This window comes from Arthrobacter sp. alpha11c, from assembly GCF_054149985.1.
Genome location: NZ_CP196747.1, coordinates 2,512,766 through 2,531,535, shown reverse-complemented (window position 1 = coordinate 2,531,535; position 18,770 = coordinate 2,512,766). Strand labels below are relative to the sequence as shown.

Genomic DNA, 18,770 nt, shown 5'->3' with positions numbered 1-18,770 from the left:
CACCATGAAACTTGAAATCGCCGTGGTGAGCGCGACGGGTGCCGGTACGGCCGCCTCCGAGGGTGCCGATCGGATTGAGCTCTGCAGCAGCCTGGAACTTGGTGGCATCACGCCAAGTCAGGGCCTCATGGAAGCCAGCATTGAACACGTTGCCGGGCGCCTTGAGATCCATCCGCTGGTGCGATGCCGCCCCGGCGATTTCCACTACTCCGCCTCGGACGTGGACACCATGGTGCACGAAGTACGTCATCTGCTGGCTCAGGGCGCCCACGGGGTAGTGGTGGGCGCCCTGACCGCAGAGGGTGACATCGACGTTCACGCGGTCCAACGCTTGGTGGATTCTGCCCGGCAGGCGAGCCCTGAAACGCAGTTGACCTTCCATCGCGCGATCGACCAGTCACGGGACCCCATGGCCACCCTTGATCAATTGCTGGAACTCGGATTCACCCGGGTACTAACATCTGGGCACGAGGCCACAGCAGGTGCAGGCCTTGCCAACCTTTCCGAGATGGTGGAACGGGCCGAGGGAGCCCTGGAAATCATGGCCGGAGGCGGGCTGAACCTTGGCGATATCCCGGCGATGCACGCGGCCGGCCTTTCAGCCGTTCATATGTCCGCCAAGAGAACTGTCTCTACGCTTGGTCACCGAACCATATCCCTTGGCGCGCAGGACGGCGCCGACCCCACTGCCTATACCGTCACGGACCGGGAAACGGTCCGCATGGCGCGAGCGGAGATCAACGCGCTGGAACTCGGTGCTCCTCCGGCATAGTTTCCACTGCTGGGCTCAATCGCCCTTGAGCTCAGCCTCCCCACATTGCCGGATTCAGGGGAGTTACCGTCAGGCTTTCGAGCCGTGCGGTTCCTCCTTCTGAGAAGACCGAGATGTGGGTCGCCCCAGCGCTTGGAAAGACTTGGTCCGTGATGGTGGTCAGCCCGTCCTGGGCGAAGAGCTCCACGGATGCGCGGTCCACGTACAGGCGCAGGCGGAGACGGCCGTTGATCAACTCCACCCTCGGGTCCTCTACTGAACTGAAGGCCGAATGGAATCCCTCATTGCCCGAGTTGGTCCTGTCGACGGCAAGCCGTTTCGTGGACGGAGCGTAGCCGATCCGGGTTGCTTCGCTTCCATTGTCGAGGACTTTCAGGCCAAACGCCGTTGCCGTCCCCGGAGAGAACTCTGCGTCGACCTGGACCACATCACCTGTGATGGGAAGCGTGGTTGTTCCCGGCGTGATGTCCTGGGCGGGCGCAGTGTATGCGGCCGCCGTATTCTTCAACGCCTCCGCCTGGGACACCACCTGCTGCCGCAGCCGCGGACCCGCGGACGTCTGGGTTAGTACCACTTCACGCGGCAACGCCATGGTTCCGCGCCACGTGGTGGTGGGAGTGTCCTGGCCGTAGTCCCAGTTGTTCATCCAGCCCAGCATGATCCGCTTGCCGCCTGGAGCATTGTTGAAGGAAACCGTAGCGTAGTAGTCCCTGCCCCAGTCCAGCCAATCGTGCTGCTCGAGGTGGGAGGCATCCGAGGAAACGAATTCGTCGGCGAGTATGTGTCCCCAGCCGCCGCGGTTGTTGTCCACGATCTTGATAGTGGCCTGGCTGCCTTTGTAGGCGCTGACGTCCCAGGCTTGCCACTCCAGATGTTCGGAATCGTTGCCGGTGGCGGTACGGACTGTTTGACCATTGACCACAAGGTTCACGGTGGTTTCAGCACTCCTGGGCTTCGCCGGTTCCGAACCCAACACCATGTTGTCCAGCGTCAGGTGGCCCCATGGCCCGGTTGCGTTGTCTACAACCCGGATGCGGGCGATCTGGCCGTACCAGGGGGAAACGTCCCAGTTCTGCCAGTTCAGGTCGCCCGAATTTGTGCCCGTTGAGGTGCGCACCGGCACCCCTCCCACCAGCAGTTCAACCTGGAGTTCTCCGCCCGTGCGGCTGCCGCCGCCCAGAAGGAAGCCGATGTTGGTGTTGGTCAGGTAAAACTCGGGAGAGGTGATGGTGCCGACGTTGTTGTCCTGGTACGGGCCGCCTTCGAACGTGTTGATCCGTTTCCCGATGGCGAATTCACCGCCCGACGTCGAGGGGTTAAGTGCTGCCTGGAAGTCGCCGGTGAGCTGCCAGCCGGCTTGTGTGAGTGTCCCGGGGTAGTCGAAGCCGTCGAACAGCAGGTAGCCCGGAGGGGCCTGGTTACCCGACTGCTTGCCGGTTTCCTGCGGGTGCTTTCCACCGCCCGCGAGGAAGTTGAGGTAGTCCTTGTCCAGGGTGAAAGGTGCTGATTCCATGGTGCCCACGGGTGCATCTCCACCATGGAAGCCGTTAACCAGCCCGGCTCCGATGCTGCCGGTAACCGCCATTTGTCCTGAAAGACTTCCTGAGGCGGGGGCGCTTCCCCAGGGTCCGGAACTGTTTGACGGATCGTTCTGGACGTTCCAGCCGCTGTAATTGCCACTGTTGAAGCCGCCAAGGACGTTTCCGGGGGGAAGCTGGCTCGCGGGATCGATATTTTCGGCGCTGAAGGAAGTGCCGTTGAAGGTGCCCACGAAGTATTGTCCGCCGCTGCCGCCGGCGACGGCTCCAGGGTTGATGTTCACGGAGAGGACCCACTTGACGTTGTTTGGGTCTCCGTCAACCGCGAGGGGGAACAGATCAGGGCATTCCCACTGCCCTCCGGTCGCATTTGCCGGACCGAAGTCATCCAGATAGTCCCATTGCTTCAGGTCGTTGCTCTTGTAGAAGAGGACCCGGTGTTCGTCGGCTTCAACGGCTGCCATGACCCAGTAGTCCGGACCGGTGGGGGAGTCGTACCAGAAGACTTTGGGGTCGCGGAAGCTCGAGGTGTTCCTGTTCAGGACCGGGTTGTTGCCGTACTTGGTCCAGGTCTGTCCGTCGTCGGTGCTGAACGCCAGTGACTGTGCTTGTTTACCCGCGAGGGTGGGGTGGGCCCCAGTGTAATTGCTGGTGTAGATGGCCACCAACGGCGGATTTTGGAGGGTCCCAAGTCCGCTGGTGTTCTGGGTGTCCACCACTACAGACCCGGAGAAGATTTCCTCGATCACCTGGCCGGATCCGTTGAAACCTCGTGGAATGGCGAGTGGTTGTTCCTCCCAGTGGATCAGGTCGGTGGAGGACGCGTGGCCCCAGCTCATGTCTCCCCAGCGCGTTCCGTTGGGGTTGTACTGGTAATACATGTGGTATTTTCCGTTGTGGAAAACGAGTCCGTTGGGATCGTTCATCCAGTTCGCTTCTGGCGTGTAATGCAGGTAGGGCCGGTATTGCTGGGTGGCGGGGTCCGGGTCTGTGGCCTGGGCGGTGGTGGCAACGGAGAATGAGGCAGCGGTGAGTGCCACGGCCGCCCCGATCGATATTAAGGCTTTGGTGCGTCTTGTCATCGTTGACAGACCTTTCGTCAAGGGCTTGCGTTGCGGGATGACGACGGCGGACCCGCCTTGTGGGGCGACGCCGCCGCCGTCGTTACTTATGCCGTGCTGTTGCGGCTGTTACGTCGTGCGGTTACGGCGTTGCCCTGAACGCGTAGTTGGACGCGTACCTCACCACCTGGTTGCTATCGCCGCTGTCCAGCACCTTGGAACCGGAAGTTGATGCATCCAGGACCACCGTGTGCACCGCAATGGCCGAGACGGTGTTGTTGGTGGCGATGTAGTTGTTGTTTCCGGAAGCCACCAGGATGATGGTGGGCGTCTGCCCGGACGGCGTGACCGATCCGGAGGCGACGTCGTAGCTGAAGTGGTTTCCAGTAACCGTGTTGTTGCTGCCCGCTATGTGGACCAGCCCGAAGAGATCGTCCAACCCGTTGTTGTATGGCTTGAGGGGATCGAACGGTTCCATCTGGCGCAGGAAGTGATTGGCTCCGACGAGGTTTTCCGTGCAGCTTCCTTCGAAATTCACCATGCCGGGGTAGAAGGCATGGAAGCGGTTGGACGTAATGGAGGAGCGCGTGCAGTCCTTGAAGTGCACGCTGCTCTTGCCGCGGGGGAAGACGTTGTTGCCCGTAACCAGCAAGCCCATGTGCCCCTCGGCGAAGATCGAGAATCCCACGAAGCCGGCGCCAATGAGGTTGTCGGTGACTTTTGAGGCCTGGCCTGATCCTGTCAGTTCCACGCAGGATCCACATTCGGCAAGGAAGTTGCTGCTGACGCTCAGGGCATCGGTGTCCCTCACAACAAGGCCATGCTCCAGGTACACCATTCCCATGCGCTCCACCCGGCAGGAATCGTTGGCAGAATCGAAGCGGATGCCTGTTTTGCCGTTGGTGTAATCGTTCTCGTTGGAACCGAAGGACACGCCATCAAGGCAGAAGTTCTCGAACACCACCCCGCTGATCCGCGGATCACCTGTGCGGTAGACCCGGAAGGCGTCCGTGTTCCCGTCTGTATTTTCCACCCTGACGCGGCTGGCGCCGGGGTTGATCTCGTGCCAGCCCGAGGTGTTGCCGGCGTTGTAGCGGATGCTCAACGAGGTGAAGCCATGGCCCGATCCGCGGATGGTCAGGAAGCTGATGTCCACATTCACCCGGGTCTTCAAGGAGTAGTCTCCCGGCGGGATGTAGATCACGGCACCGGGCTTGGACGCCTGGCTGGTCTGCTGGCTTTTGATGTCAGCGATGATGCTGTTGATGATGAGCCCGATGTCGTTGTACGGGGTGGCGGACGGATTCCCTGGAACGCTCCAAGTGGTGACGTCATAGACGGTGGTCAAAGCTGGTTCTCCTCACATCGTTGGGGGACTGAACTGTGCTGCTTCTCTTCAAGTGCGTCCGGAACCGCCGGCGCCGTGCTCTGCATGCTCGCTCGTGCCTCGCTTGGACGCATGCTGCCGCACGCCTCCGGCGGTTCCGGGTGGTTCTACAGACGGGTGCTCTATAGACGGTTGCTTTACAGGACGCCGATCAGGTGGCGGTGCCCCTGAAGGTGAGTACCGGCGTCGGGCGTTGCGGCCACCTGCCCAGGTGCTGCTGCAGCAGCGCCGCCGGCTGCCGCCATAGTGAAGGCGACAGCTGCCGATGCCGTAAGCGCGCGGAGCACACTTCGTCGGCTGATGTCCGGGATGGGTTTCATACGTTCTCCTTTGAAGGGGGATCCCAACTGGGTACGGCGGATGCAAAAACCTGCCAAATCAGCCAAAATATGCCAAAACGGTTTATCTAGCTGCGTCGCTGACTCTAGGGGTGGCCCGTCGGGCCCGTCAAGAGCCAAAACTGGCCAAAATGTGACGCTTGACATACTTGGGAAATCGGGCCTATGGTGTTGCCAAGTCGTTTTGGCAAAACGATTCTCCATCCCCAAAGATTCTTTCAATCCCGTTCCAAGAGAAAGTCGACAGCGATGTCCACTCGAAAGACCATCTCCAGACTCGTCACACTCGGCGGCCTCTGCACTGCCGTCGCACTTGCAGCTACGGGTTGCGGTGCCGGGGGCCCCGCACCAACATCCGGAAGCGCATCCAGCACCGTCAACGTCCTGGTGGAAGCAGGCGGCCACGCCGAACTCACAGGCGTTGCCGAGCAGTGCAAGAAAGACACCGGCCTCAACGTCAACTTCGTCGAACTGCCCTATGACGGCATGTTCAACCGGCTCTCCAGCGAGTTCTCCTCCGGCAATGTTTCCTTCGACGTCGCGGCATTGGACTCCGTGTGGCTCCCCAGTTTCAAGGATGCAGTCCAGCCAATCGATGAACTGTTCACCGATGAAGCCAAGAAAGACATTTTCCCCGCCCTCGTGAAGGAAGCCAACGTTGACGGCCACTTCATCGGCATGCCTGCCTGGACCAACGCAGAGATCATCCTGTACCGCAAGGATCTCTTCGATGATGCCAAGAACAAGGCAGACTTCAAGGCAAAGTACGGCTATGAACTGGCAGCCCCCACCACATGGAAGCAGTACCAGGACATCTCCGAGTTCTTCACCAAGGACGGCATGTACGGCACGGACGTGAAGGGCGCCGTGGAAACGGAATGGCTTGCCCATGTCCTGCAGGCCGGCTCGCCGATGGTCCTTGATGCGAACAACAACGTGGTCATTGATAACGCTGCCCACAAGGAAGCGCTCGACTTCTACGTGAGCCTCACCAAGTCCGCCCCTCCGGGTGCTGCACAGGTTGACTGGGCAGCGGCACAGAACCTGTTCAACCAGGGCAAGACCGCCATGACCCGCTTCTGGGCCCACGCCTACCGGCAGATCCCCAAGGACTCTCCCGTAGCAGGCAAGGTTGGAGCTGCAGCGATGATTGGCGGAAGTGCCGGCGTCGCGGGTGTTCCGGGCCCGTGGTACCTGTCCGTACCCAAGGCGACCAAGAACGCTGATGCCGCCAAGAAGTTCATCAAGTGCGCGTACGACCACAACAGCATGGGTGTGGAATCCAGCCTCGGACTCGCCTCCCGCATCTCAGCGTTTGAGAAGTACCAGAACCAGCCGGGCTACGAGAGCTTCAAGCCGCTGATCGAAACACTCAACGGCAAGGCAACCGCAACACGTCCGGCAACAGCCAAGTGGCAGCAGATTGTGGACACCGTGCTGGTCCCGCTCCTGCAGAAGGCTGTGGCTGGCGGCGACTCCGCCACCCTCCTGGCTGACGCCAAGAAGCAGATCCAGGACCTCCTCAAGTAAAGACTCCGCGGCCGGCACCAGCCGACTCAGCCGGTGCCGGCCGTGGCCCCAACAAACAGAAGAGAAAATCGTGCGTATCTCCGATCGCCGCTTCGCCCTATACCTGATGACCCCAGCGGCGCTGTTCCTGGCCGTGTTTGTGGCCTACCCGCTGTTCCGCCTCGTCGCAGACAGCTTCTTCAAGATCTCGCCCATCGCGGGCGGCCCGCGTGACTTCGTCGGATTCCAAAACTATGCGGCAGCATTCGCCTCCGAAGCCTTTATGGGTGCCGGCTGGCGGACCCTAGCCTACACAGTCGTGGTGGTGACGCTCGAGTTCGCGCTCGGCCTCGGTATGGCTCTCCTGTTCACCACGCTCGGACGCAAGTCCCAGATCTGGCGAACGGTCTTCCTTTACCCGCTGATGATTGCGCCGATCGTGGCCGGCCTGCTCTGGAAGTTCCTGATGATCGATAACTTCGGCCTCATCGGGACCCTCCTGCACCAAGCAGGCATCCTCTCCAACCCCAACCAGATCGGCTGGCTCTCGGACCCGAACATCGTGCTGTTCTCGGTAGCCGTCCCCGATATCTGGCTCACGACGTCCTTCATGTGCCTGGTCCTGTTCGCAGGCCTCCAAAACATCCCAGGCGACCTCATCGAGGCAGCCCGCCTGGACGGCGCCAAGGCACCGGCGCTGCTGTTCCAGATCATCCTTCCGCTCCTCCGCCCGGTGATCGCCGTGGCACTGGTGGTCCGCGGAATCGATGCCGCCCGGGCCTTTGACACCATCCTCATCCAAACCAACGGGGGCCCGCAGTCCGCCTCCGAAACCATGAGCCTGCTGATCTACCGGACCATGATCCGCTTCGGCGATCCCGGCCTGGCCAGCGCCATGGGCACCATCTACCTGCTGGCGATGCTCGCCGTCGCATTCTTCGCGGTGGCCACCATCTGGCGGCCAGGAAAGGACAACTGATGAGCGCCGCAGAAACATCGCACGACGGCGGGACACCGGCTTCCGCTCCTGGCATCGGGCCGCGCCGTTCAGCAAAGGGCGGCCCAGCAATGGGCGGCCCAGCAACGGGCGTCGCGGCAACAGTCGCCCGGCTCACGGCAGCCAGGAACACCCAGACAGCGAAGCAAGCCCAAGGTGGGACTACAGGCAAAACTGTGCTGCCGCCGTCGAAGGTTACTGAGCCAAGCGCCCCGCGCAGGCGCCGCGGCGTCAACCGTGAAGGCCTTGAGGCCGGCCGCCGCAGTACCAGGACCATCCTGTGGATCCTGCTGGCCGCCGCCATGGTGCTGTACGGGTTCCCGTTCCTGTACCTGTTGTTTACGTCCTTCAAGACTCCGATCGACACCATCGCCGTTCCACCCACAATCCTCCCGAAGGAATGGACGCTGGAGAATTACGCGAACGCCCTGGGCCGCAGCGGTGTGTTGGCTTCATTCATCAACAGCATCCAGACCGCAATCATCAGCACCCTGCTGTCCTTGGTGCTGGCTGTCCCGGCGGCTTATGGCATCACGCGCTACAAGACTCCGAGCGGCCGGGTGTTCATCATGGCCGCACTGGTCACCCGCATGGTGCCGCCGGTAGCAATCGGCATTCCGCTGGCATCCATGATGGCTTCGGCTGGTTTGGCGGATACGCCGATCGCGTTGTCCATTGCCCACACCACCATTTCCCTGCCGCTCTCCATTTGGCTGATGTCCAGCTTCTTTGAGGCTGTTCCCCGCGACCTGGAAGAGGCAGCAACCGTGGATGGCTGCAGCAGGCTCGGCGCGCTCTGGCGGGTGGTGATCCCGGTGGTTTCCGGAGGCATCGCCGTCACCGCGATCTTCGCCTTCCTCGCATCATGGAACGAATTCCTCTTCGCACTCCTGATGACCGCCATCCGATCCCAGACGACTCCAGTGGTCATCGCGAACTTCCAGACCCAGTTCGGCCTGGACTGGGGATCCATGACGGCGCTGGCAGCCGTGTACTCGATCCCGGTCATCCTTCTCACCCTTCTCCTGCAGCGCAAGATCGTCGCAGGCATGACGCTCGGCGCCGTCAAGGGCTAAGCAACCGTCACTGGCTGAGAAACCACACCACAAAAAGGGCAGAAGCTATGTCAAGCAACAACTACTACGACGTGACTACATGGCCGGTCGGCAACCCGTCCCAGGACGTCGGTGAAGTCATCAACAGCATCATCGCCGACGTCAAGGCCCGGCAGGCAGCCACCGACGTGAACAACGGAGGAAAGCCGGGAGCGGTGATCTACCTGCCGCCCGGGGACTACCATCTCCGTACGCAGGTGCTGATCGATATCAGCTTCCTCAGGATCCAGGGCTCGGGGCACGGCTTTACGTCTTCGAGCATCCGGTTCAACGTTCCCGAGGACGAGTGGTCCGGCCTCCATGAGCTGTGGCCCGGAGGAAGTCGCATAATTGTCGATCTTCCGCTCGGTGTTGATGGCGAGGGTGTGGACGAAGCCAAGGGAGCCGCCTTCTACATTGAGCGAACCGGGAGCCCCCGGATCAGCTCGGTGGAGTTCTCCAACTTCTGCATCGACGGCTTGCACTTCACCCCGGACGGCTCCGGGCTGCCGCCAGAGAACACCTATGTGAACGGCAAGACCGGTATCTATGTGGCGAGCGCCAATGACTCATTCCGCGTCACGGGGATGGGGTTCATCTACCTTGAGAACGCCCTCACTATCCACAACGCTGACGCGCTTTCCATTCACGATAACTTCATTGCTGAATGTGGAAGCTGCATTGAGTTGCGTGGTTGGGGACAGGCGTCAAAGATCACCGACAATCTGATCGGAGCAGGTTTCAAGGGCCACTCGATCTATGCCAAGAACCATGGCGGCCTCCTGATAACCGCGAACAACATCTTCCCCAGGGGTGCCAGCAGCATCCATTTGGACGGCGTCACGCGTTCAAGCGTCACCAACAACCGGCTGCATTCCTTCTACCCCGGGATGGTGGTTCTCGCAGAGAACAGTTCCGAGAACCTGGTGGCAACGAACCACTTCCTGCGTGACCATGAGCCCTGGACACCCTTCCTGGGAGTCGATAACGGGCTGGACGATCTTTACGGGCTTCTCTGCGTGAGCGGGAGCAACAACTCTGTGGTGGGCAACCACTTCTCCGAGGTCATCGACGCAGAGAGCATCCGTCCCGCAGGAGCGACGCCGGTCATCATCCGGTTGCTGGAGGGAGCTGGAAACTTCGTCTCCAACAACCACGTGGTGGCGATGGACGTTCACGCCACGTCCAGTGATTCCTGCTTCTCCGCCCAGGTGGACGCCCTGTTGACCACGGGTACTTCTGACGGGCTCGCCGTTACGGCTGTCCTGGTCGATTCCGGATCTGCCCGGAATACGATCCTTGATTCCGGATCTGAGGCTCAGGTTATTGCAGATAGGGCTGTCAACGCCCTGAGGGCCACACCGACGGTCGGTTTCCAGGCGGCACATGCTGATTCGATCGCAGGATCAGCACCAACATCATGAGGACGTGGGGGACCAATGACCAATAGATCAGTGGGTATCAAGGATGTGGCGGCAGAGGCCGGAGTTTCGGTCACCACCGTCTCCCACGTCCTGAACGATGTTGCCTACGCCCGGGTTGGCGCAAGAACCAGGGAGCGGGTCCAGGAGGCTGCGCATCGCCTGGGATACGGCCCGAACCGCCTGGCCCAGGCCCTGAGGACGCAACGTTCGGGGATGATCGGGTTCATCAGCGAGGAAATCGCCACCACGCCGCATGCAGGCAGGATCATCCTGGGCTCAGAGGAAACTGCCAAGCGCCGGGGCTACAACATCATGATCATCAACTCCACCAGCACCAGCTCCCAGGAGTCCAAGGAAAGCCAGGTGGCGGACCTGCTGGACAGGCAAGTGGATGGCATCCTGTACGCCACGATGTATCACCGGAAGCTGGCTGTCCCCAAGAACCTCGCGGGACTGCCTGCAGTCCTGGTGGACTCCGAAGACATCAGCCAAACTGTTTCCTCCGTCATCCCCGACGAAGTGGGCGGGGCAAGGTCCGCAGTGCAGACACTGATCGACGCCGGTCACACCCGGATCGGGATGCTCAACAACACCGACGACGTACCTGCAACCCACTCCCGGTTGCGGGCTTTCAGGGAGACGTTGGCAGACGCCGGGCTGCCGTTCCACGAAGAACTGGTGCAGTCCGAGATCTCTGAGATGCCCGGTGGCTACCAGGCGGCGCTGCGCCTGCTGAAATCCGAGAGCCGGCCAACGGCCGTGTTTTGCTACAACGACCGTATGGCCATGGGTGCGTACCGGGCCGCTGCGGAACTTGGCCTGAGGATTCCGGATGACATCTCCTTCGTCGGTTTCGACAACCAGGAACTCATTGCCGAAAACCTTTACCCAGCGCTGACAACAGTCGCCTTGCCGCACTACGAAATGGGTGCCTGGGCAACGGAAAACCTGATCGATGCCATCGAAGGGAAAACCGACCTGCAGTTGTTCGCCACCCATCCCACCGTTCTTCCCTGCCCCATGGTTCTTCGCGACTCCGTCGCTTCCCTCCCGAAAGACCTCCGATGACTGAAACAACAACGCACCGTGCCGGTCCCGGCGAAGACGCCGCCTCAACGATGCGCCCGATACTTCACTACACGGCCAAGAACACCTGGCTGAACGATCCCAACGGACTGGTTTGGTACAACGGCGTCTACCACCTCTTCTACCAGAACAACCCCTTCGACAACGTCTGGGGCAACATGTCCTGGGGGCACGCCACCTCGACTGACCTCCTGGACTGGACCGAGCATCCCGTTGCCATCGCCTGCGACGACGAAGAGGACGTCTTTTCCGGCAGCATCGTGGTGGACCACGGCAATACGTCGGGGTTCGGCACAGAGGAAGATCCGGCGTTGGTGGCCATCTACACGAGCGCCTTTAAGGAAGGCTCGGCGCATCAGGGGACACAGGCCCAGTCCCTCGCGTTCTCCACGGATGGCGGCATGACGTGGAGCAAATATGCAGGCAATCCGGTGCTTGCCCGCGGCTCGGCCCATTTCCGGGATCCCAAGGTGTTCCGCTATGAGGGATCTGCCGGGTCCTGTTGGGTGATGGTGGCCGTGGAGGCCCAGCATCAGCAGGTTGTCATGTACCGCTCGGCGAACCTCAAGGACTGGGAATACCTGAGTACTTTCGGCCCTGCGAACTCCGCGGAAGGCGAATGGGAATGCCCGGACCTCTTCCCGCTCCCCGTCGACGGGGACCCGGCGAACGTCAAGTGGGTCCTGGTGGTTAACGTCAATCCTGGCGCCGTGGCCGGTGGCTCGGGTGGGCAGTACTTCGTGGGGCACTTCGATGGCGTGCAGTTCACTGCCGATCCTGATTCGCTCGTTTCACCGGCTCCTGACGGGACCACCGACCTCAGGCAATGCCTCTGGCTCGACTGGGGACGTGACTACTACGCCGCAGTCTCCTTCAGCAACGCCCCGGAGGGCCGGCGCATCATGATCGGCTGGATGAACAACTGGGACTATGCCAACTCCTTGCCCACGGCCCCGTGGCGCTCGGGGATGTCCCTTGCCCGCGAGGTCGAACTCGCAACAGTGGACGGTTTGCCGCGCTTGGTGCAGCGGCCCGTGCTTCCGCTGGTGCTGCCCCTGGACTCCGGAAAGCCGGCCAGCATTCTCCCGGATGCCGAACTTCAGGACTCCGCTGTGCAACTGCCCAACGCCATGCCCGGGTCAGCCCAACTGATCGAGGCAGAGATCCTGCCAGGCTCGGCCCGGACCATTGCGTTCAGGCTTCTATGTGCCCCGGACGGGAGCGCCGCAACGGTTCTCAGCTTTGATGCCGTCACGAGCCAGCTCACCCTGGATCGCCGCCATTCCGGAAACACCGGCTTCCACGAAAAGTTTGCGTCGGCAGAGTCGGCGCCGGTGAAGCTCGACGACGGCGTGCTGAGGCTGCGTATTATCGTGGACCAATCAGTGGAGGTCTTCGCCCAAGACGGCAGGGTTGTCCTGAGCGATCTTGTCTTCGCCCTGCCCGGGAGCCTCGGCACCGAGCTGCGGGTGGAAGGCGGCACCGCCGTTGTGCGGAACCTGGTTGTCACCGATCTGAACTAACGGCCACGTTCTAACAGCCACGTCCTAACAGACAGGGCTGGATCGGCTCTCCCCAGGGAGTTCTGGCGCGGGCTTCCCGGTCCGAGGAGACTGTGGATGTGGACGTTGATTCCTCACGAACGGATACTGACATGGCTGCCATTTCACCTTCCAACCTCACTGTCACCACCATTTCCCTGACCATGGCAGGCATTGGCCCGCTGAACCCTTTGCCGGTGGTGGCCGCGGAACTCGATCAGCCCTATACCGTAGGCGAGGGTGTTCCGGAAGAACTCGATCAGCCCTATACCGTAGGCGAGGGTGTTCCGGAAGAACTCCAGGCGGCGGCTCGCTACGGAGTAGTACCCAACGTCTTCCCGTACCTCATGCAGGATGGCTATAGCCGCGAGGCGGCACCAAAGGAACTGCCCGCCGTCGTGCTTGAGAACAGCAAACTCAGGGCGACGGTCATACCGTCGTTGGGCGGCCGTATCTGGGAATTGTTCGACAAAGTGACGGGAAAGCAGCTCCTCCACACGCACGACGCGCCCCAGCTCGCCAACATCGCGCTGCGAAAGGCGTGGTTCGCGGGCGGCCTGGAGTGGAACATTGGCACGCGCGGCCACTCACCCACCAGTTGCGATCCGCTGCACACGGCGATCGTCCACACCCTGGACGGCAAGCACATCCTTCGCGTGTGGGAGTTCGAGCGGCTCCGGGAAGTGGTGTTCCAAGTGGACATATGGTTGCCTGCCGAATCGGAGGTGCTCTTCGCGGCCGTGCGCATCCGCAACCCGAATGACCATGACGTTCCCATGTACTGGTGGAGCAACGCGGCCATTCCGGAAACGGACCGCACCCGGGTGATCGCCCCGGCCGACGAAGCTTTTGGCAGCGACTACGCCACGGACATCACCCGTGTCCGGCCCACGGACCACAATGGCTACGACGGCACGTGGTTGGTCAACAGCCCGCATGCCGCCGATTTCTTCTTTGATATTGATCCTTCCGAACGTCGCTGGGTTGTGGCTGCGGACCACGACGGCGATGGGCTGGCGATGCTGTCCACCAGCCGGCTGAGGGGCAAGAAGCTTTTCGTCTGGGGACAAGGCCAGGGCGGCAAACGGTGGCAGCAGTGGTTGAGCCCGGGGGCCGGCCCTTACGCCGAGATCCAGGCCGGTCTGGCGAGAACCCAGTTTGAGCATTTGGCCATGCCCGCGGGTGCGGAATGGTCCTGGGTGGAAGCGTATGGGAACGGGCATCTGGACCCGCATACTGCCCACGGATCGGACTGGAATGCGGCCGTAGCCCATGCCGGCCAGCGGCTTGAGGAGCTTCTGGCGCACGCGGACCTGGAGGCAATGCTGCCCGCCGCCATCACCGATGCTGACGTCCCGCCCTCCACCATGGTGCTCCACGGCAGTGGCTGGGGAGTGGTGGAGCGGGCGCGGCGCCGAAGGGCAGGCAAGGGCTGGATTGATGAGAGCGGCACACCCTTCGTCGATGAAAGCATCACGGCGGAGCAGGAACCATGGCTGGACCTGCTGAAGGGAAAAGCGTTCGACGGCGCGCCCGGCTTTGTTGCCGGAGCTGACTGGGAGGAGCTGCTGGAGGGACAGGAAAGTCCTGAGGCGCGCTTCCACGTGGCCACGATGAGGCATGGCAGGCAGGATCTGGAGGGAGCCAAGGAGGCCTACCGTGACGTGCCTGCTGCCGGGGGCGTTCGGCCGCGGACTTTGGCGCTCGCACATCGCGGATTGGGATTGGCGTTACTGGCCGGGGGCGCGGATCGCGAGGGCCTGGATGAACTCAGGAGAGGGGTTCAGGCTGACTCCGCCAACACGGCATTGCTCACGGAGGCTGTGACACTCTGCATCCGCCATGACCAGCCGGCCCAGGCGCTGGAACTGCTGGAGTCCGCACCCAGGGAGTCCGCACCCGGGGAGGGCGCCGCCGTCGGGCGTTTGAGGTTCCTCAAGGCCCTGGCACTGGCCCGGGTGGGGAAGGCGGGCGAGGCTGCAACCATCCTGCGGGAAGGGGTGGAGATACCGGACCTCCGCGAGGGAGAGGATGCCATCGCGGCGCTCTGGGAAGAAGTCTGTCCGGGCGAAGCTGTGCCGTTCAACTACCAATTTGGAATGCACTAGACCGGTTGGAGCGGGTTTTCGAATCTCACGCTTCGGGCAGCAAGACCACTTCGAAGAAGCCGCGCAGGGCTTTTGCTACATCTATGGCGTCCGGGGCCAACAGCCATTGGGTTTGAAGTCCGTCCCACAGGGCCACCAGGGACATGGCTGCCCACGCTGGATCCACGCCGGGCCGGAGCTTGCCCTCCTGGGCCAAGGCCGCAAAAGAGCGGGTATAGCTTGCACGTATGCGTTCGAAGCGTTCGGTGAAGTATTCACGGCCGGGATGGGCATTCGTGATCGATTCCGCGCACAGCACTGTGTAGAGCTCGATGACGCCGGGAATCTTCTCGTTATGGAGCGCCGTGCGAATCACGGCTTCCTCCAACGATTCTTCCCCAGCGGAGGGATTCGCGCTTCCGGTCAGCTCGTCGCGCCACTCCAGGACGCCCATCAGGAGATCGCTTTTGGACGGGAAGTAGTGCAGGAGGCTGGTCTGGCTCATGCCCGCTTGGTTGGCAACGTCCTGCAGCGAGCCGCCTAGATACCCCTTCGCGGCAAACACGGCGTGGGCGGAGTCGAGGATGAGTCGTCGCTTTTCCTTCGCCTTGGCGTAGGGTCCCCGCTTGGCGCTTGCCGTGTCCTTTGTGGTCATGGCAAGCCAGTGTACAGCGGGCGGGGATCGGAATTCTGAAATTAGAGTAACTACTCGAAGTTTGTGTTAGCGTGGTCACACCCAACCCTGCAGTGGACGCTTGAAGGAGCCACGTGGAATCGACATCTTCGGCTTTGTTTGCCGGCACTTCCTACATCACCCATCGTGGCCCCGGCTCCGGCAATCGGCTGCCAGCCCGTTCCTGGCTGCGGAGTGACGCGCCTACGATCCCGCTCAACGGCTTGTGGAAATTCCGGTTGCTGCCCGGTGCGCCCGGAACGCCAGGCGGCAGGGGAGTGCTGCCCGCCGGCGAGCAGATAGAGGGAGTCGCTGCCGAAGGCCTGGATGATTCCGGCTGGGATGAGATCCCTGTTCCTTCCCACTGGGTCCTGGAAGGTGAGGGCCGGTATGGCCGCCCCATCTACACCAACGTCCAGTTCCCTTTTCCCACCGAGCCACCCCACGTGCCGGACGAGAATCCAACGGGCGATTATCGGAGGACCTTCACGATTCCTGCGGACTGGGCAAGTGCGGAGAGGATCGTCCTGCGCTTTGACGGGGTGGAATCCCGCTACAAAGTGTGGGTCAACGGAACGGTAATCGGCGTGGGCACGGGAAGCCGGCTGGCCCAGGAATTCGACGTCACCGAGGCAGTCCGTCCCGGGGAAAACGTCCTGGCTGTCCGCGTCCATCAGTGGTCTGCTTCGAGCTACGTCGAGGACCAGGACCAATGGTGGATGCCGGGCATCTTCCGGGACGTCACGCTGCAGGCCCGTCCTCAAGCGGGTATCGACGACGTCTGGTTGCGGACCCCTTTTGAGGGCACCAGCGACTCCGGTTCAGGCATCATTGACGCCGAAATTACCGCTGCTCCCGCTGCCTATCCTGTGCGGCTGCGCGTGCCCGAACTCGATGTTGACGTCACGTGGGAAACTCCGGCGGATGTCGCCCCGGTGGCGATTGCCGCCGTCGAACCCTGGTCCGCGGAAGTCCCGCGGCTGTACGCGGCGTCGATCTCAAGCCAAGGCGAAACGGTCTCATTGAAGATTGGCTTCCGCACTGTGGAGATCAAGGGAGACCAATTCCTCGTGAACGGGCGGCGGGTGGTGTTCCACGGCGTCAACCGGCACGAGACGCACCCGGACCGTGGCCGCGTCTTCGACGAAGATTTTGCCCGCGCCGATCTTGCCATGATGAAGCAGTTCAACGTCAATGCCATCCGCACCAGCCACTACCCTCCGCACCCCCGCCTGTTGGATCTCGCTGATGAAATGGGATTTTGGGTGATCCTGGAATGCGATCTTGAAACACATGGCTTTGAGCGTCATGGCTGGGCCGGAAATCCCAGTGACGATCCTGCCTGGCGTGAGGCGTTGGTGGACAGGATGGAGCGCACCGTTGAGCGGGACAAGAACCACCCCTCAATCGTCATGTGGTCCCTGGGTAACGAGGCAGGAACCGGCGCAAACCTCGCTGCGATGTCCGCGTGGACGCACGCGAGAGACTCCAGCCGTCCAGTGCACTACGAGGGCGACTACACCGGCGCGTACACGGACGTCTACTCGCGCATGTACTCCTCCATCCCCGAAACCGAAGCCATTGGCCGCAACGATTCCGGCTCGCTCCTGCTGGGCTGCTCCGCCGCGGAATCGGCGCGCCAACGCAGCAAACCGTTCATCCTCTGCGAGTACGTGCATGCAATGGGCAACGGTCCCGGTGCGATCGACCAATATGAGGACCTGGTGGACCGCTACCCGCGGTTACATGGAGGCTTCGTGTGGGAATGGCGGGACCACGGGATCCGCACTACCACCGCTGATGGCACAGAGTTCTTCGCCTACGGGGGCGACTTCGGCGAGGTGGTCCACGACGGCAATTTCGTCATGGACGGCATGGTTCTTTCGGACTCGACGCCCAGCCCGGGGCTGTTCGAGTACAAACAGATCGTGGCGCCCCTCCGTTTGGGCTTCGACACAACCGTCACCGACGGCGTGGGAGGCCCATTGCTCACACTCGCCAACCTGCGGCACACGGCCGACGCGTCCGACGTCGTCCTTCGCTGGCGCACCGAAACGGACGGCGAGCCCACCGCGTCTGGAACGTTCGACGTCGTGACCTCCTCTGGCGGTCAACTCGCCGCGGGTGAGTCCACAGTCATGGAGCTGCCGGAGTTGGCGCTGAACGCTCTCAGTAAGGTGGAGGCCGGCGAACAGTGGCTCACCGTTGAGGTTGCCCTGCGCAAGGACACCGCGTGGGCTCCTGCTGGGCACGTCATCTCCACTGCGCAGCTGGATTTCACTGCGTCTGCTGCCAGGCGTCCATCTAAGGCGCCGCGGCCACTGGCCTCGGCTGAGCGGGAAGAGACCGGGACGGCTGGCACTCGAGCCCTTGGACCTGCCCAGTTCGAGGATGGTCGGCTCGTTGCCCTGGCTGGACTGCCGGTATCCGGCCCGCGCCTGGAGTTGTGGCGAGCGCCAACGGACAACGACCGAGGTTCGGATTTCGGCAGCTATGACCTCGCAGACCCGTGGCTCAACAATGGCACTGGGGTTCCGGCTCCGTCCAACCAGAATGTGTGGCTCAAGGCGGGTCTTGATAGGTTGACGGCCCGCGTCGAGAAAGTGATGCAGGCCGACGACGGCGTGTTCGTCACCACCCGCTATGCCGCCGCGGACAACGCACATTCTGTTGCCGTGGATGAGCAGTGGCAGGTATACGGGGGAGAGCTGTGGTTGCGCCTGGACATTGCACCCAGCTCGGGCTGGGACATGGTATGGCCTCGCCTGGGCGTGCGGTTTGAGCTGCCCAAGTCAGTGGATGGAGCCTCCTGGTTCGGGACAGGACCCCGGGAATCGTATCCCGACAGCATGCGTGCTGCCTTCGTGGGCCGCTACTCGGCGGCAATCGACGAGCTGAGCGTGAACTACGCCCGGCCGCAGGAGACGGGGCACAGGAGTGCTGTCCGATCCCTGGAGCTGCGCAACGGCACGGATCCCTGGGTGACGTTCCATGCACTTCCCGATTCCAGGGAGCGGCTGCCTGGCTTCACGTTGTCCCGGCATACGGCCCAGCAGATCTCGGGCGCGGCCCATCCACACGAATTGCCGCAGAGCCGGAACAGCTTCCTCTACCTTGACGCCGCACAGCACGGGCTGGGTTCGCGGGCCTGTGGTCCCGACGTCTGGCCGGACTTCGCCCTCAAACCCGAAGCCCGCACGCTGGTATTCAGGATCGCGGCTGCCGGCTAGCAGGAATCCAGTCCGGCCGTTCAACTGCGTGCG

The 18,770-nt window shown here is 62.2% G+C and carries 13 protein-coding genes; 9 read left to right on the top strand and 4 right to left on the bottom strand.

Going from position 1 to position 18,770, the window contains the following annotated elements:
* Positions 1–4: 4 nt before the first annotated feature.
* On the top strand, positions 5–772 hold the full coding sequence (locus ACTAQJ_RS11470) for a copper homeostasis protein CutC (protein WP_498702112.1): 768 nt from the start codon (positions 5–7) through the stop codon (positions 770–772).
* Between the two features lie 31 nt (positions 773–803).
* Here ACTAQJ_RS11470 and ACTAQJ_RS11465 read toward each other — a convergent pair whose 3' ends face one another.
* From ACTAQJ_RS11465 to ACTAQJ_RS11455, 3 genes are all read right to left on the bottom strand, one after another.
* On the bottom strand, positions 804–3,392 hold the full coding sequence (locus ACTAQJ_RS11465) for a GH32 C-terminal domain-containing protein (protein WP_498702110.1): 2,589 nt from the start codon (positions 3,390–3,392) through the stop codon (positions 804–806).
* Positions 3,393–3,513: 121 nt separating this feature from the next.
* Positions 3,514–4,719 (bottom strand): NosD domain-containing protein, encoded by a 1,206-nt coding sequence (locus ACTAQJ_RS11460; protein WP_498702109.1) that lies wholly within the window; start codon positions 4,717–4,719, stop codon positions 3,514–3,516.
* 176 nt (positions 4,720–4,895) lie between these two features.
* The gene (locus ACTAQJ_RS11455; protein ID WP_498702108.1) at positions 4,896–5,078 is read right to left on the bottom strand and encodes a hypothetical protein; all 183 of its coding nucleotides are present in this window, start codon (positions 5,076–5,078) and stop codon (positions 4,896–4,898) included.
* Positions 5,079–5,345: 267 nt separating this feature from the next.
* Here ACTAQJ_RS11455 and ACTAQJ_RS11450 point away from each other — a divergent pair, with 267 nt between their 5' ends.
* The 7 genes from ACTAQJ_RS11450 to ACTAQJ_RS11420 all read left to right on the top strand — a co-directional run bounded on the left by ACTAQJ_RS11450 (position 5,346) and on the right by ACTAQJ_RS11420 (position 14,855).
* Positions 5,346–6,626, top strand: a complete 1,281-nt coding sequence (locus ACTAQJ_RS11450) for an ABC transporter substrate-binding protein (RefSeq protein ID WP_498702107.1) — start codon at positions 5,346–5,348, stop codon at positions 6,624–6,626.
* Between the two features lie 70 nt (positions 6,627–6,696).
* A complete protein-coding gene (locus tag ACTAQJ_RS11445) occupies positions 6,697–7,584 on the top strand; it encodes a carbohydrate ABC transporter permease (RefSeq protein WP_431118672.1) in 888 nt (295 codons plus the stop codon).
* 197 nt (positions 7,585–7,781) lie between these two features.
* Positions 7,782–8,678: a carbohydrate ABC transporter permease gene (locus ACTAQJ_RS11440; protein ID WP_431120140.1), complete on the top strand. Its 897-nt coding sequence runs from the start codon at positions 7,782–7,784 to the stop codon at positions 8,676–8,678.
* Positions 8,679–8,725: 47 nt separating this feature from the next.
* A complete protein-coding gene (locus tag ACTAQJ_RS11435; protein ID WP_498702106.1) occupies positions 8,726–10,120 on the top strand; it encodes a right-handed parallel beta-helix repeat-containing protein in 1,395 nt (464 codons plus the stop codon).
* A gap of 15 nt (positions 10,121–10,135) precedes the next feature.
* Positions 10,136–11,188, top strand: coding sequence for a LacI family DNA-binding transcriptional regulator (locus ACTAQJ_RS11430; RefSeq protein ID WP_498702105.1), 1,053 nt, complete (start codon positions 10,136–10,138; stop codon positions 11,186–11,188).
* Positions 11,185–12,729 carry a glycoside hydrolase family 32 protein gene (locus ACTAQJ_RS11425; protein WP_498702104.1) on the top strand — a complete coding sequence of 515 codons (1,545 nt, stop codon included), beginning with the start codon at positions 11,185–11,187 and terminating at the stop codon, positions 12,727–12,729. Before ACTAQJ_RS11430 ends, ACTAQJ_RS11425 begins: the two co-directional genes overlap by 4 nt.
* Before the next feature lie 131 nt (positions 12,730–12,860).
* Complete coding sequence (locus ACTAQJ_RS11420; protein ID WP_498702103.1) at positions 12,861–14,855, top strand: DUF5107 domain-containing protein; 1,995 nt, start codon at positions 12,861–12,863, stop codon at positions 14,853–14,855.
* 25 nt (positions 14,856–14,880) lie between these two features.
* Here the strand turns inward: ACTAQJ_RS11420 and ACTAQJ_RS11415 are convergent, their stop codons facing one another.
* Complete coding sequence (locus ACTAQJ_RS11415; protein ID WP_498702102.1) at positions 14,881–15,489, bottom strand: TetR/AcrR family transcriptional regulator; 609 nt, start codon at positions 15,487–15,489, stop codon at positions 14,881–14,883.
* Between the two features lie 113 nt (positions 15,490–15,602).
* Here ACTAQJ_RS11415 and ACTAQJ_RS11410 point away from each other — a divergent pair, with 113 nt between their 5' ends.
* The gene (locus ACTAQJ_RS11410) at positions 15,603–18,737 is read left to right on the top strand and encodes a glycoside hydrolase family 2 TIM barrel-domain containing protein (protein ID WP_498702101.1); all 3,135 of its coding nucleotides are present in this window, start codon (positions 15,603–15,605) and stop codon (positions 18,735–18,737) included.
* Positions 18,738–18,770: the final 33 nt, after the last annotated feature.